At 62.8% G+C, this 13,889-nt stretch carries 13 protein-coding genes; 8 read left to right on the top strand and 5 right to left on the bottom strand.

Annotation, left to right across the window (positions count from 1 at the left end; genetic code table 11):
• Positions 1–8: 8 nt before the first annotated feature.
• On the bottom strand, positions 9–1,130 hold the full coding sequence (gene serC / locus RhoBH5_RS08325) for a phosphoserine transaminase (RefSeq protein ID WP_007733484.1): 1,122 nt from the start codon (positions 1,128–1,130) through the stop codon (positions 9–11).
• Positions 1,131–1,193: 63 nt separating this feature from the next.
• The gene (locus RhoBH5_RS08320) at positions 1,194–2,321 is read right to left on the bottom strand and encodes a citrate synthase 2 (RefSeq protein ID WP_003940025.1); all 1,128 of its coding nucleotides are present in this window, start codon (positions 2,319–2,321) and stop codon (positions 1,194–1,196) included.
• A gap of 244 nt (positions 2,322–2,565) precedes the next feature.
• Here RhoBH5_RS08320 and pdxH point away from each other — a divergent pair, with 244 nt between their 5' ends.
• The 5 genes from pdxH (at position 2,566) to RhoBH5_RS08295 (ending at position 7,620) form a co-directional block, all read left to right on the top strand.
• On the top strand, positions 2,566–3,279 hold the full coding sequence (gene pdxH, locus RhoBH5_RS08315; RefSeq protein WP_007733483.1) for a pyridoxamine 5'-phosphate oxidase: 714 nt from the start codon (positions 2,566–2,568) through the stop codon (positions 3,277–3,279).
• Entirely contained in the window at positions 3,276–4,541 is a 1,266-nt protein-coding gene (locus RhoBH5_RS08310; RefSeq protein WP_021332219.1) for an MFS transporter, read from the top strand. Before pdxH ends, RhoBH5_RS08310 begins: the two co-directional genes overlap by 4 nt.
• Before the next feature lie 41 nt (positions 4,542–4,582).
• Positions 4,583–5,530, top strand: coding sequence for an aldose 1-epimerase family protein (locus tag RhoBH5_RS08305; RefSeq protein ID WP_003939677.1), 948 nt, complete (start codon positions 4,583–4,585; stop codon positions 5,528–5,530).
• Between the two features lie 358 nt (positions 5,531–5,888).
• Positions 5,889–7,187 carry a citrate synthase gene (locus tag RhoBH5_RS08300; protein ID WP_003940509.1) on the top strand — a complete coding sequence of 433 codons (1,299 nt, stop codon included), beginning with the start codon at positions 5,889–5,891 and terminating at the stop codon, positions 7,185–7,187.
• A gap of 70 nt (positions 7,188–7,257) precedes the next feature.
• Positions 7,258–7,620: an FKBP-type peptidyl-prolyl cis-trans isomerase gene (locus RhoBH5_RS08295; protein WP_003940440.1), complete on the top strand. Its 363-nt coding sequence runs from the start codon at positions 7,258–7,260 to the stop codon at positions 7,618–7,620.
• Between the two features lie 92 nt (positions 7,621–7,712).
• Here RhoBH5_RS08295 and RhoBH5_RS08290 read toward each other — a convergent pair whose 3' ends face one another.
• Together RhoBH5_RS08290 and RhoBH5_RS08285 are read right to left on the bottom strand one after the other, a co-directional pair.
• Positions 7,713–8,474: an ABC transporter permease gene (locus RhoBH5_RS08290; RefSeq protein ID WP_058037821.1), complete on the bottom strand. Its 762-nt coding sequence runs from the start codon at positions 8,472–8,474 to the stop codon at positions 7,713–7,715.
• Positions 8,471–9,424: an ATP-binding cassette domain-containing protein gene (locus tag RhoBH5_RS08285; protein ID WP_054827813.1), complete on the bottom strand. Its 954-nt coding sequence runs from the start codon at positions 9,422–9,424 to the stop codon at positions 8,471–8,473. The genes RhoBH5_RS08290 and RhoBH5_RS08285 overlap by 4 nt, the downstream gene beginning before the upstream one ends.
• Positions 9,425–9,517: 93 nt before the next feature.
• Here RhoBH5_RS08285 and RhoBH5_RS08280 point away from each other — a divergent pair, with 93 nt between their 5' ends.
• On the top strand, positions 9,518–10,321 hold the full coding sequence (locus RhoBH5_RS08280) for a TetR/AcrR family transcriptional regulator (protein WP_007733476.1): 804 nt from the start codon (positions 9,518–9,520) through the stop codon (positions 10,319–10,321).
• Here the strand turns inward: RhoBH5_RS08280 and RhoBH5_RS08275 are convergent.
• Positions 10,256–11,239 (bottom strand): sugar-binding transcriptional regulator, encoded by a 984-nt coding sequence (locus RhoBH5_RS08275; RefSeq protein ID WP_007733475.1) that lies wholly within the window; start codon positions 11,237–11,239, stop codon positions 10,256–10,258. The genes RhoBH5_RS08280 and RhoBH5_RS08275 overlap by 66 nt on opposite strands.
• 239 nt (positions 11,240–11,478) lie before the next feature.
• Between RhoBH5_RS08275 and RhoBH5_RS08270 the strand changes: the two genes are divergently transcribed.
• Both RhoBH5_RS08270 and glpK read left to right on the top strand, forming a co-directional pair.
• Positions 11,479–12,306 (top strand): MIP/aquaporin family protein, encoded by an 828-nt coding sequence (locus tag RhoBH5_RS08270; RefSeq protein WP_003940085.1) that lies wholly within the window; start codon positions 11,479–11,481, stop codon positions 12,304–12,306.
• 64 nt (positions 12,307–12,370) lie between these two features.
• Entirely contained in the window at positions 12,371–13,879 is a 1,509-nt protein-coding gene (glpK, locus tag RhoBH5_RS08265; RefSeq protein ID WP_003939742.1) for a glycerol kinase GlpK, read from the top strand.
• Positions 13,880–13,889: the final 10 nt, after the last annotated feature.

Raw genomic sequence — 13,889 nt, 5'->3', positions numbered from 1 at the left:
TGTGAAAATCAGCCGAGCTGAGAAACGACCCAGTCGATGCTCTTGGTGAGAGCGGTGACGTCATCGGGGTCGATGGCCGGGAACATGCCGACGCGCAGCTGGTTGCGGCCGAGCTTGCGGTACGGCTCGGTATCGACGATTCCGTTGGCGCGCAGGATCTTTGCCACCTCGGCAGCGTCGACGTCGTCGTTGAAGTCGATGGTGCCGACAACCTGCGAGCGGTGTGCCGGATCAGCGACGAACGGCGTTGCGAACTCACTGGCCTCGGCCCAGTTGTACAGGCGCGAGGACGAATCCGCGGTGCGAGCGGTAGTCCAGTCGAGGCCGCCGTTGCTGTTCATCCACTCGATCTGGTTGGCGAAGAGCAAGAGGGTGGCCAGGGCCGGGGTGTTGTACGTCTGATCCTTGGAGCTGTTGTCCACGGCGATGGGCAGCGAGAGGAAGTCAGGCGTCCAGCGTCCCGAATCCTTGATCTCCGCGACGCGTTCGAGGGCGGCCGGGCTCATCAGCGCGATCCACAGTCCGCCGTCTGCAGCGAAGCACTTCTGCGGAGCGAAGTAGTAGACGTCGGAATCGGCGACATTGACCGGAAGTCCGCCGGCGCCCGAGGTGGCGTCGATGGCGATCAGTGCGTTCTCCGAACCCGCGGGACGCGAGACGGGGATCGACACACCGGTGGAGGTCTCGTTGTGCGCCCAGCCGATGAGATCGACGGACGGGTCGGAGACCGGCACCGGTGCGCTGCCCGGATCGGCGGAAACGACGATCGGGTCACCGATGAACGGGTTGGCCTTGGCGACCGAAGCGAACTTGGAGCTGAATTCGCCGTTGGTCAGGTGCAGCGACTTCTCGCGGATGAGGCCGAATGCGGCCGCATCCCAGAACGCAGTGGTTCCGCCGTTGCCGAGGACGACCTCGTAGCCCTCGGGCAGTGAGAACAGATCGGCGAGGCCGGAACGAATGCTGGCCACAACGTTCTTGACCGGCTTCTGGCGATGGCTGGTGCCGAACACCGAAGCGCCCACCTCGACCAGGGACTGCAGCTGCTCGGGGCGAACCTTGGAAGGACCGCAGCCGAAGCGTCCGTCGGCGGGCTTGAGGTCGGCGGGGATGATCGGTGTGGAGGTCATCGCTTCTTTCTGTTCCTTCACTTGTGTTCTGTACTACCGTGATTGGCGAATTCGAGCGGGGTACTACGCGTGGCTGATCTGGTCCCAGCCCTCGACCGACTCCGGAGTACGGGGCGCCGGGCCGGTGTAGATGGCGGCCGGGCGTACCAGTTTACCGAGACGCTTCTGCTCGAGGATGTGTGCACACCAGCCGGCGGTGCGGCCACAGGTGAACATGGCAGGCATCATGTGCGCGGGAACCTCGGCGAAGTCGAGGATGACGGCGGCCCAGAACTCGACGTTGGTCTCGATCGCGCGATCGGGACGACGCTCACGCAGTTCTGCCAGTGCAGCCTGCTCGAGAGCTGCGGCAGCCTCGTAGCGGGGAGCGTTGAGGCGCTTGGCCGTGGCGCGGAGCACGCGTGCACGGGGATCTTCGGCGCGGTAGACGCGGTGTCCGAAGCCCATGAGCTTTTCCTTGCGGTCGAGGATTCCCTTGACCAGTGCGCGGGCGTCGCCGGTCTTCTCGGTCTCTTCGATCATCGGAAGAACTCGGGCCGGTGCGCCGCCGTGCAGCGGGCCGGACATCGCGCCGATGGCGCCGGAAAGCGAAGCCGCGACGTCGGCGCCCGTGGAGGCGATGACGCGGGCCGTGAAGGTGGAGGCGTTCATGCCGTGCTCGGCTGCCGAGACCCAGTACGCGTCGATTGCCTCGACGTGTGCCGGATCGGGCTCACCCTTCCAGCGAACCATGAAGCGTTCGGTGACGGTCTTGGCCTCGTCGATGCGGCTCTGCGGGACTGCCGGCTGGTAGATGCCGCGAGCGGACTGCGCGACGTACGACAGCGCCATGACGGATGCGCGGGCGAGCTGGTCGCGGGCGGTCTCGTCATCGATGTCGAGGAGCGGCTGGTAGCCCCAGATGGGAGCCAGCATCGCCAGTCCGGCCTGAACGTCGACACGGACGTCGCCGGTGTGAATGGGGAGGGGGAACGGCTCGGCCGGCGGGAGGCCGGGGCCGAAGCGGCCGTCGACGAGAAGGGCCCATACGTTGCCGAAGGTGACCCTCTGGCCGACCAGGTCTTCGATGTCGACTCCGCGGTAGCGCAGTGCGCCGCCGTCCTTGTCAGGTTCTGCGATATCGCTGGTGAAGGCGACGACGCCTTCGAGTCCGCTCACAAAATCGTCCGGTATTGCTGCGCTCGCTGCCATTCTCGTGGACTCTCCTCGTTCGAGTGCGCCAGGTCTACAGTCGCACTGCCTCAGCTTCAGTGACTGCGCCTCGGTGCTCGCAGGGATGAGCACGCACCGTGTTTTGTACTGCGCAATCGTCTCGTCCCGATTCGGCGCTGTCGCTGGTGCGGCTCGCGGTCCGGGTCGGGTCTAGCCACGGCAAACTTTAGCGCGTGCCGCGTAGCCGTTGGCCAGTGAGTACCCGGGAGTAGCGTTCTCGGCTGTGTCGAATGAACGTCAGGACCCGCAGGCGGTGGACAACGAACTCGCGGCCATGCGTGTGGGCTATCCGCAAGCAGGCAGCGAATCGGAGTCCGTCGAGGACCGCATGAGTGCGGAATTGGATACTTCGGTTGTCGAAACCGGTTGGCTGCCCCTCATGCGCCAATGGCTCGTGGACGCCGTCGAAGCTGACGCGCCGGAGCCCAACGCCATGACTCTGTCGACGGTGGACGACGGTGGCCGTCCGGCGTCGCGCACCGTGCTCTGCAAAGGGCTCAGCGAGGACGGCGTCCTCTTCTTCACCAACTACGGATCCGACAAGGCTCGTCACCTCGACGCCCACCCGTACGCGTCGGCGAACTTCACGTGGCTGACCCTTGCCAGGCAGGTGATCGTCCGCGGCACCACCGAGCGGGTGAGTGCTCAACTGACGCAGGAGTATTGGCGAACCAGGCCTCGAGGTTCACAGCTCGGCGCGTGGGCGTCGTCGCAGTCTCGTCCGATCGACTCGCGTGCCGATCTCGACGAGCAACTGCGTGAGGTCGCTGCTCGATTCGGCGTGGACGGTGAGATTCCGGTGCCACCGAACTGGGGCGGGATTCTGATTCGGCCCGAGTCTGTCGAGTTCTGGCAAGGACGCGCGAACCGCATGCACAATCGAGTTCGCACGAGCCTGGTCGACGGACAGTGGTCCGCCGTCCGTCTCCAGCCGTGAGCCGGCTACTCGCGGACACGACTCCGCTCGAGAATCGCGACTATCGACGGCTGTGGACGGCCGGCATCGTCACCGTCATCGGCGCTCAGCTCAGCGTGGTCGCCGTACCGCAACAGGTGTACGAGATCACCCGAAGCTCGGCCTACGTCGGTCTGACGGGAATCTTCGGTCTGGTCCCGCTGGTCGTTTTCGGTCTGTGGGGCGGCGCACTGGCCGACGTCATGGATCGACGACGGCTGTTGATGATCACCTCGATCGGACTCGGCGTCACGTCGGTGCTGTTCTGGATCCAGGCTGCCCTGAACGTGAACAACGTGTGGTTGGTGCTCGGATTGTTCTCGGTTCAACAGGCGTTCTTCGCGGTGAACCAGCCGACGCGAGCGGCGATCATCCCTCGGTTGATTCCGGGCAGGCAGTTACCTGCCGCGAACTCGCTGAACATGACTGTCGTGCAGTTCGGTGCGATAGCCGGCCCGCTACTGGCGGGTGTCCTCATACCGTCGGCCGGTCTGCAACTGCTGTACCTGCTCGACTCGATCTTTCTTCTCGCCACACTGTGGGCGGTATGGAAGCTCCCGGCGATTCCGCCGACCGGAACGTCTCGGCGAGCCGGATTGAGCGAGGTCCTCGGCGGTTTCACGTATCTCGCGACGCAGAAGGTTCTGCTCGCGTCGTTCGTGGTGGACATCATCGCGATGGTGTTCGGGATGTCGCGAGCATTGTTCCCGGAGATTGCCCACGAATCCTTCGGTGATCCCGCCAGCGGCGGTTTTGCGCTGGGACTGCTGTTCGCGGCGATGTCGGTGGGAGCCGTTCTGGGCGGAGTCTTCTCGGGTTGGTTGCCACGGGTTCAGTACCAGGGGCGAGCCGTTCTGGTCTGCATCGCGCTGTGGGGGCTGTCCATGGTCGGCTTCGGCGTTGCCGTGTACTTCGCGAGTCCCGGTTCCAGTGTGATTCTGCTCTGGGTGGCGGTCGCATTCCTGGCATTCGGCGGAGCCGTCGACATGGTCTCGGCGGCTTTCCGCAGCACGATGCTCCAGCAAGTGGCAACCGACGACATGCGCGGACGACTGCAGGGCGTATTCATCGTGGTCGTGGCAGGTGGTCCGCGTATCGGTGACGTGCTGCACGGCGGTGCAGCCTTCCTGTTCGGGACCGGTGTCGCGGCAGCGGGCGGCGGCTTCCTGGTGATTGTCGGTGTTGTCCTTTCTGCCCTCGCATTTCCGGCATTCGTTCGCTACAAGGTGGGACGCGCCGTCTGACGTCCTGGTTAACCGGTCGCTCGTGGTGGAAACTGGTACGTATGACTGCGCCGCACAGCACGGGTAGGGGAGGGTTCGAGATCCGTGGTGGAGGCTATCGAGCCGAGATCGCCGCGGCCGGTGCCGGGTTGCGGCTACTCGATCACGAAGGACCGAACGGTCAGCGCGCGCTGACCGAGACCTGGGCACTCGGATCGAAGCCACCGCTGTCGGCCGGATTGGTTCTCGCGCCGTGGCCCAACCGAATTCGCGACGGGCACTTCATGTTCGACGGGATCGAGCATCAACTCGAGATCACCGAACCTGCGCTGGGGAACGCGAGCCACGGGTTCGTCCGGCGTCGCAATTGGAGCCTCGTGGACCACACGTACGAGCGCGTCGAACTGTCGGTCGACGTGGGACTTCACAAGGGTTGGCCCTATCCGTTGCAGCTGACGGTCGCCTACGAGGTCGGTGCCGACGGACTGACCGTCACGCACACGGCCACGAACAAGGGTGCGACCTCGTCGCCGTTCGGGCTCGGAATGCACACCTTCATTCGCGCCGGCGACTTTCCGCTCGACGAATGTGCTCTGCATCTGGCAGCAGGCACACGGTTGCCGATCGATCCGGCGAGGATGCTGCCGAACGCGTATTCGCAGGCAGTCGCCGGTACGGACTACGACTTCCGGACACCGAGACTGCTTGCCGGGGTGCAGTTGGACACTCCGTACAGCGCATTGGACGTCGTCGACGGCAGTGGTCGCACGCAACACGAGCTGCTGGCTCCGGATGGAACGGGCACTGCCCTGTGGACCAACCGCGAGTTCCCGTGGATTCAGGCCTTCATCGCAGATCCCGCCAACGACAAGGGGTATCCCGATCGCGGCCGCGCATTGGCTTTGGAGCCGATGACCTGCCCGCCTGACGCCTTCAACTCGGGCATCGATCTCCTGGTGCTTCATCCGGGTCAGACCTGGACGGGTAGCTGGGGCATCAAGGCGCTGTGATCCGGCTCTCATACCGTGGGATCGTGTAACACCAGGTAGGCATCAGCCGATAACAATCGGTTTTCGGTACCCCGTGTCAGTGGTCCGGAAGGTCCGACGTTGCTCCCGTTCTCGAATTGCAGCCGAGATTTGCAGATCAGTGTGGGTAAATGCGCGATTCCGTAGACTGGAGTACCGGTCACGCGAATGGGAAAGCCCAGACTGGAACATGTTTCAGTTTCGGTGGGTATGTCGGGTTCGTGAGTACCCGAAAAATAGCCGTGGAGCGACCCTCCTTCGGCACGATCTCTCCCGTGCGACTAGTTTCTAGTTGATCGCATGTAGTTACTCGTTGGTTCGAGCTTGAGAGGGATCCTTCGTGCCCGCTGACAATGACACAAAGCCCACGCTTACTTACCCCGGTGGTGAGTACACGATGTCCATTGCCAGGGCAACAGAGGGCAATGACGGCATCGAGCTGGGAAAGCTGCTGGCCACAACGGGGTACACCACCCTTGACCCCGGTTTTGTGAACACTGCATCCACCAGTTCTGCAATCACCTACATCGACGGTGAGAAGGGAATCCTGCGTTACCGCGGATATCCCATCGAGCAGTTGGCAGGTAAGTCGACGTTCATCGAGGTCAGCTACCTGCTGATCTACGGCGAACTGCCGACCGACGCCCAGCTCGAGTCCTTCACGGACCGCATCCGTCGACACACCCTGCTTCACGAGGACCTCAAGCGGTTCTTCGACGGATTCCCGCGCAACGCTCACCCGATGCCGGTTCTCTCGTCCGCAGTGAACGCATTGTCGGCGTACTACCAGGATTCGCTCGATCCCGAGGATCCGGAGCAGGTGGAACTGTCCACCATCCGTCTTCTCGCGAAGCTGCCGACCATCGCTGCGTACGCGTACAAGAAGTCCGTCGGACAGCCGTTCCTGTACCCGGACAACTCGTTGAACCTGGTCGAGAACTTCATGCGTATGACGTTCGGCTTCCCCGCCGAGCCGTACCAGGGTGATCCCGAGGTCGCCAAGGCACTCGACATGCTGCTGATCCTGCACGCAGACCACGAGCAGAACTGCTCCACGTCGACCGTGCGCATGGTCGGCTCGTCGGACGCCAACCTGTTCACCTCCGTCTCGGCCGGCATCAACGCACTGTGGGGCCCGCTGCACGGCGGCGCCAACCAGGCAGTGCTCGAGATGCTCGACGAGATCAAGGCCAGCGGCAGCACCGCAGCCGAGTTCGTCCGCAAGGTCAAGAACAAGGAAGACGGCGTGAAGCTCATGGGCTTCGGGCACCGCGTCTACCGCAACTACGATCCGCGCGCTGCGCTGGTCCGCGAAACCGCGCACACCATCCTCGCCAAGCTCGGCGGCGACGACGAACTGCTCAACATCGCAATGCAACTCGAAGAGGCCGCCCTCACGGACGACTACTTCATCGAGCGCAAGCTCTACCCGAACGTCGACTTCTACACCGGCCTCATCTACCGCGCGATGGGCTTCCCGCCGCGCATGTTCACGGTGCTGTTCGCCATGGGCCGTCTGCCCGGCTGGATTGCGCACTGGCGTGAAATGCACGAGGATCCGGCTACGAAGATCGGCCGCCCGCGCCAGATCTACACCGGCTACACCGAGCGTGACTACAGAGACATCACGTCCCGCTGACGCGTGACCTAGCGATATCACCACCCGCTAGTCTTCTGTACCCAACATTTCGCCTCAACGAGGAGGACCCATGAGTAGCAAGCCCGTAATCGAGTTCCAGGAAGGCCCCGCGCCGACCGATCTGGTCATCAAGGATCTGGTTGTCGGAGAAGGCGCCGAAGCCGTTCCCGGTGGCACCGTCGACGTTCACTACGTCGGTGTCGAGTTCGAGTCCGGCGAAGAGTTCGACTCTTCCTGGAGCCGTGGCGAGTCCATTCAGTTCCCGCTTCGTGGCCTGATCAAGGGCTGGCAGGACGGCATCCCGGGCATGAAGGTCGGCGGACGCCGTCAGCTCACCATTCCGCCGGAGCTGGCATACGGCCCCGCCGGTGCAGGGCACCAGCTTTCCGGCAAGACCTTGGTCTTCGTGATCGATCTGCTGGACGCCAAGTAATCCACTGTGCGCCTTTATTAACCCCCCGCGGTTAATAAAGGCGCACAGCACAAGCAGCCCCGCACCGTCAGGTGTGGGGCTTTCTTGTGTGGTCAGCTCGCGGTCTTTCGTCGGTAGAGCCAGTTGGACCACACGAATCCCACGGCGGCGATGCCCAGGCACCACGCGAGGGCGATGGCCGCGCTGTTCCCGATCGGCGTGCCCATCAGGAGTCCGCGCACAGTCTCGATGATCGGAGTCACCGGTTGGTGCCGGGCAAACCCCTGCAGCCAGGACGGCATGGTCTCAGCCGGTACGAAAGCAGTGCTGACGTAGGGCAGGAACATGATGGCGAAGGTGAATCCGCTTGCAGCCTCCGGGTTCTGGGCCAAGAGTCCCAAAGCTGTCGAGAGGTACGACATGGCAAAGACGAAGGCGACGATCACAGCGGCGACGCCGAGCCAGCGCAACGGATCGCTTGTCGGGCGAAATCCCATGATCAGCGCAACGACGACCACGATCGCCGTAGTCAGGACGTTGCGGACGACGCTGGCCAGTACATGACCGGTCAGGACCGACGACGGAGAGATCGCCAAGGTCCGGAAACGGTCGATGATCCCGTCCTTCATGTCGCTCGAGACGCTGACCGCGGTGGTCGAGGCGCCGAAACCGGCGCACAGAAGGATGATTCCTGGCACGACGTAGTCGATGTACTCGCTACCGGTGTTGATGGCGCCGCCGAAGACGTAGACGAACAGCAGCATGAGCATGACCGGAAGGGCTATCGCGGTGATCATCGAATCCGGACTGCGCAGAACGTGTTTGAGATTCCGGCGGAGCATCACCGCGGAATCGATTGCAATGGTGGAGGTCATCGAACGCTCGCAATCTCGGGTTGGCCTGATCCGGTGAGCGCGAAGAACACGTCGTCCAGATCCGGAGTGTGAACGGAGAACTTCTCGACGGTGATCGACGGATCGTCGATCGAGTCGAGGATCGCCTTGATCGACGGAACTGCCCCGTCGGAAGGGATGTGCAGGGTCAAGGTCTCGGCATTCGAATGCGCCTGCGGCAGTGATGCCGCGGCGAGTTCGAGTTGAGCCAGGTTCTCGAATTGCAGTGCGACGTGGCCGCCGGGAACAAGGCGTTTGAGTTCGTCCGGTGTTCCCTCGGCGACGATGCGGCCGCCGCTCAGCACGCCGACCGTATCGGCCAATTCGTCTGCCTCGTCGAGGTATTGGGTGGTGAGGAAGATGGTGACGCCTGACGCTGTGAGTCCTCGAACGATCGACCACATGTCGTGGCGGCTTCGCGGGTCCAGGCCGGTGGTGGGTTCGTCGAGAAAGACGACGTCCGGTCGGGCGACGAGGCTCATCGCGATGTCGAGTCGTCTGAGCATGCCGCCCGAGTAGTCACCGGCGCGTTTGTCGCCGAAGTCCGTCAAAACGAACTGGTCGAGCAATTCCTCGGCACGGCGACGGGAGTTCTTCCGGCCCAGGTGATTCAGTTCGCCCAGTAGGGTGAGGTTCTCGAATCCAGTCAGCAAGGTGTCGACGGCTGCGTACTGCCCGGTCACGCTGATGCGCCGCCGAACGTTCTGTGGATCTCCGGGCAGTGAATGCCCCGCGACCATGACCTCGCCTCCGTCGAAGGGGATGAGGGTGGTGAGAATTCTTACGGCCGTGGTCTTTCCGGCGCCGTTTGCGCCGAGGAGGGCGTACACCGATCCGGCCGGGACCGCCAGGTCGAGTCCAGCCAGTACCTGTTGATCGCCGTAGTGCTTACGGAGTCCGCGGACCGAGATTGCGGGGATCGTTCCTGACATCGAGACCTCCAAGTAAGAACTGTGTATGTCATAAACTCGTGTTTATAGCGTACGCAGTTCTAGGATGATGGCAAGAGTGAAGAGTGGGAGCTTATGGATCGCGGAGCGCTACCGAGAGCAGTTGAACTGGCCTGGGGACTGGACCAGCCGGGAACGCGGGGTCCGAAGAAGGGGCTCAGTCTCGAGCAAATTCTCGACACCGCGATCGAATTGGCCGACGCAGAAGGCGTCACCGCTCTGTCGATGGGCCGCGTGGCCAAAGCGCTCGGGTTCACGACCATGTCGCTCTACCGCTACGTGGCAAGCAAAGACGAACTGATCGAACTGATTTCGGATCGGGTGATCGGGCCGCCGCCGGTGATTCCCGACGGCGTGACCTGGCGCGTCAAGCTCGAGGCGTGGGCGAATCAGGAGTATGCCACGATGCTGAGTCGACCGTGGTGGCTCAAGCTGCCCATCACGGCTCCACCGACCGGGCCCAACAACATGGCGTGGCTCGACGCGGGTCTGAGCGCCCTCGACGGGGTCGCCCTGAGCGCCGCGTCGAAGTTCCAGGTGGTGACCAACGTGTCGTTGTTCGTCATCGGCCGCGCTCGATTCTCGGCTGACCTGGCTTCTCGTTCAGCGCAGTCGGCAGACGACGACGTCGCATACGGCGCTCTCATTGCTCGTGTCATCAATCGGGAGGGATTCCCCTACCTGAGTGCAGCAATCGAGGAAGGCGGCTTCGAGGACGGCAGCCCGGAGGGTGAGGCCGCCGGCGACGATGCCTTCGATTTCAGTTTCTCGCTCGGTTTACTTCTCGACGGAATCGAGAAGCTGGTGCAGCGGTCAGGACACCAGCGCGGTGGCGCTGACGTCGTCGATGATCAGATCGGTGATCAGCCCGCCCCGTAGTGCTCCCTCCAGAGCCGGCAGTTTTGCTGTTCCGGCGACGATGCACACGCGCCTGGCGACCTTCTCGAAAAGGTCCAGTCGCGGGCCGCTCGCGCGCTCGTTGAGTTCGATTCCGCGGTAGCTCCCGTCCGACCGGAAGAAGACGGTTGCGATGTCGCCGACCACTCCGTCGCGTCGAAGTGCTTCTGCTTCATCGGGTTCGAGGTATCCGGCGGTGTAGACGTGACTCGGTACGTTGCCGCCCGGTACGCCGATGCTGAAGACTGCCAGGTCCATTCGCTTCTGCATGTCCAAGACGCGTTTGATGCTTCGTTCGCGCCACAGTTGCTCCCGGGTTTCCGGGTAGTCGAAGAAGGCAGGCACCGGAAATCCTTGTGGCAGAGCACCGTAGGCGTCGGCGATGGTTCTGATGATGTCGCTGGCGTAAGAGATCCCGGTGGTGCGAGTATTCGCGGCGCCGTTGAGTTGCACGACGTACGAGTTGTACGTGCGTTTGGGGGCAAGGTGCTTGCTGACTTCACTGAGAGTGGTTCCCCAGGCGATCCCCATCACCATGTCGCTGTCGAAGAACGACGCCAGCAGGCGTCCGGCAAAGGTTGCGACCTTTTCGAGTCGCTCGAGATCTCCCACCAGTTCCGGCACGGTCACCACGTGGGCGCGCACTCCGTACCGTTCCGAGAACTCGCGTTCGATGCGAGGAGCCTGGCCGTGCGGGGTGCTGATCTTGATCTCGACGAGACCCGAGGTGCGCGCGTAGGTGATCAATCGGGAGACGGTGGATCGGGACACCCCCATGTCGCGGCCGATGGCAGCCATGGTCTGGTCCTGGAAGTAGTAGAGGCGTGCGGCCTGAACTGCGTCGGCGATGCGCGGGTCCGCCGGATCGGAGGTAGCGGAGTCCGAAGTGGGAGTTTCCATGGGTTCGTCCTGTCTGCACGTACGTGCAAGAGCATTGAACCGAATCCTATCCGAGTAGGCCCAGGCCGAGGCGCTCGATCACGCAAAGTCCCAGAAGTGTGTCTGTTACCCGCGTTACGGTGCGCAAATGGGGTATTTGCACATATGTGCACGAGCTATGCGTGAATGTGCAAAGGGCTTTACGCTACGGGTGCAGCAATCCAAACTATGACATGCATCACAACGAAGTGAGGGTGGGGATGGAGAAAGCCAAGCGATTAGGGCTTCCAGGCGAGTTGGCAGCCGAGTTCGCCGGAACGATGATCTTGATCTTGTTCGGCGTCGGAGTTGTGGCGCAGGTTGTGTCCGGCGGGAGCGGTGGGGGTCTCGGCGGACACGACAGTATCGCGTGGGCCTGGGGACTCGGCGTCATGTTCGGCATCTATGTCGCAGGCCGGGTGACGGGTGCTCATCTGAACCCCGCAGTAACCTTCGCCTTTGCGATCTTCCGGGGATTCTCCTGGCGCAAGGTCCTGCCCTACACGCTGGCGCAGACCGCTGGAGCCTTTGTCGCGGCCCTGATCGTCCGGTGGAATTACAACGACATGCTCAATGCCATCGATCCCGGACACACAACGGCGACTCAGACGATCTTCTCGACGATGCCCGGAAACGGAACGCTCCCGGTCAGTCTGGGATCAGCGCTGATAGATCAGATCATCGGCACGGCGATCCTGTTGTTCCTCATCGTTGCGGTGACCGATACTCGGGGAACTCCGCCGCTCGCGAATCTTGCGCCCTTCGTCGTCGGTTTGATCGTGGTGGCAATCGGATTCGCATGGGCGACCAACGCGGGTTACGCCATCAATCCGGCCCGCGACTTCGGTCCGCGGCTGGCGTCGTATCTCACCGGTTACGGCAGCGCCTGGCGAGATCAGTACGGGAGCCTGTATTTCTGGGTGCCCATCGTGGGGCCGCTGATCGGCGCTCCGATCGGGGTGTTCCTCTACGACAAGCTGATTGGTCGATTCCTGCCTGACGAGTCGGTGGAGAAGGCAGCCGAGGAGCCGGCCACGATACCGGCCTGATGGCGAATCATCATCTCTGACAGTAAATCTTTCGCACTTTCTTCGACACCAAAGGGGTAGCACGATGGCGCAGTTCGTAGCCGCGATAGACCAGGGAACCACCTCCACGCGATGCATGATCTTCGATCACAGTGGGCACGTAGTCGCTGTCGAACAGCACGAGCACACACAGATCTTTCCGCAGGCAGGCTGGGTCGAACACGATCCGATCGAAATTTGGGACAACGTCCGCAACGTCACCGCGGGCGCCTTGGCCAACGCAGATCTGACCGCGGCCGACATCGCATCCGTCGGCATCACCAATCAGCGTGAGACGGCAGTGGTCTGGGAACGAGCAACCGGAAAGCCCGTTTACAACGCCATCGTCTGGCAGGACACACGCACCGATCGAATCTGTACTGCACTCGCCGGCGAAGACGGCCCCAGGAAGTACACCGAAGTCACCGGATTGCCGTTGGCCACGTACTTTTCGGGCCCCAAGGTCAAGTGGATTCTCGACAACGTCGAGGGCGCGCGCGAGAAGGCCGAAGCAGGCGAATTGTGCTTCGGCACGATGGACACCTGGGTGCTGTGGAACATGACCGGCGGCGTCGACGGCGGAGTGCACGCTACCGACCCCACCAACGCGTCGCGCACTCTGTTGATGGATCTCGACACTCTCGCTTGGGATTCGGCGATCTGCGCCGACATGGGCATCCCCGAATCGATGCTCCCCGAGATTCGCAGCTCGTCCGAAACTTTCGGATTCGTGCGCGAACGCGGAACGTTGTCCGGCGTGCCGATCGCCGGAATCCTCGGCGATCAGCAAGCAGCGACTTTCGGTCAGGCCTGCCTCTCGCCCGGAGAAGCGAAGAACACCTACGGAACCGGCAACTTCGTGCTCCTCAACACCGGCACCGAAAAGGTGATGAGCAAGAACGGCTTGTTGACGACGGTCTGTTACAAGATCGGTGAGCAGCCAACGGTTTACGCACTGGAAGGATCGATCGCCGTGACCGGTTCGCTGGTCCAGTGGCTTCGAGACAACCTCGGCATGATCGACAACGCGGCCGACATCGAGGTGAACGCGCGCTCTGTGGACGACAACGGTGGCGCGTACTTCGTGCCCGCGTTCTCAGGCCTGTTTGCACCGCATTGGCGCGCGGATGCACGCGGTGCGATCGTCGGTCTGACAAGGTTCGTGAACAAGGGGCACCTTGCCCGGGCGGTGCTCGAAGCGACTGCGTACCAGAGTCGTGAGGTGATCGAGGCGATGAACCTCGACTCGGGTGTCGACTTGAAGGTTCTCAAGGTCGACGGCGGAATGGTCGCGAACGAACTCCTCATGCAATTCCAGGCCGATCTGCTCGACGTCGAGGTGATCCGCCCTGTCGTTGCGGAGACCACGGCATTGGGCGCTGCGTACGCCGCTGGTCTCGCGGTCGGGTACTGGGAGAGCGAGGACGACATTCGCAGCAACTGGGCGAAGGACAAGAGCTGGACGCCGTCGATGGATTCGGCCGAGCGTGAGCGCCTGTATGCAGGCTGGCAGAAAGCCGTCACTCGGACACTCGACTGGGTCGACGCAGACTGATCGCGGCGCC

Source organism: Rhodococcus sp. BH5, assembly GCF_027583855.1.
GTDB lineage: Bacteria > Actinomycetota > Actinomycetes > Mycobacteriales > Mycobacteriaceae > Rhodococcus_F > Rhodococcus_F qingshengii.
This window is presented reverse-complemented; position numbering and strand designations above follow the sequence as displayed.

Coding starts and splice junctions, on each gene's coding strand:
- serC (WP_007733484.1), bottom strand. CDS start 1,130: ATGACCTCCACACCGATCATCCCCGCCGACCTCAAGCCCGCCGACGGA.
- RhoBH5_RS08285 (WP_054827813.1), bottom strand. CDS start 9,424: ATGTCAGGAACGATCCCCGCAATCTCGGTCCGCGGACTCCGTAAGCAC.
- glpK (WP_003939742.1), top strand. CDS start 12,371: ATGGCGCAGTTCGTAGCCGCGATAGACCAGGGAACCACCTCCACGCGA.
- RhoBH5_RS08305 (WP_003939677.1), top strand. CDS start 4,583: ATGACTGCGCCGCACAGCACGGGTAGGGGAGGGTTCGAGATCCGTGGT.
- RhoBH5_RS08275 (WP_007733475.1), bottom strand. CDS start 11,239: ATGGAAACTCCCACTTCGGACTCCGCTACCTCCGATCCGGCGGACCCG.
- RhoBH5_RS08290 (WP_058037821.1), bottom strand. CDS start 8,474: ATGACCTCCACCATTGCAATCGATTCCGCGGTGATGCTCCGCCGGAAT.
- RhoBH5_RS08320 (WP_003940025.1), bottom strand. CDS start 2,321: ATGGCAGCGAGCGCAGCAATACCGGACGATTTTGTGAGCGGACTCGAA.
- RhoBH5_RS08270 (WP_003940085.1), top strand. CDS start 11,479: ATGGAGAAAGCCAAGCGATTAGGGCTTCCAGGCGAGTTGGCAGCCGAG.
- RhoBH5_RS08280 (WP_007733476.1), top strand. CDS start 9,518: ATGGATCGCGGAGCGCTACCGAGAGCAGTTGAACTGGCCTGGGGACTG.
- RhoBH5_RS08295 (WP_003940440.1), top strand. CDS start 7,258: ATGAGTAGCAAGCCCGTAATCGAGTTCCAGGAAGGCCCCGCGCCGACC.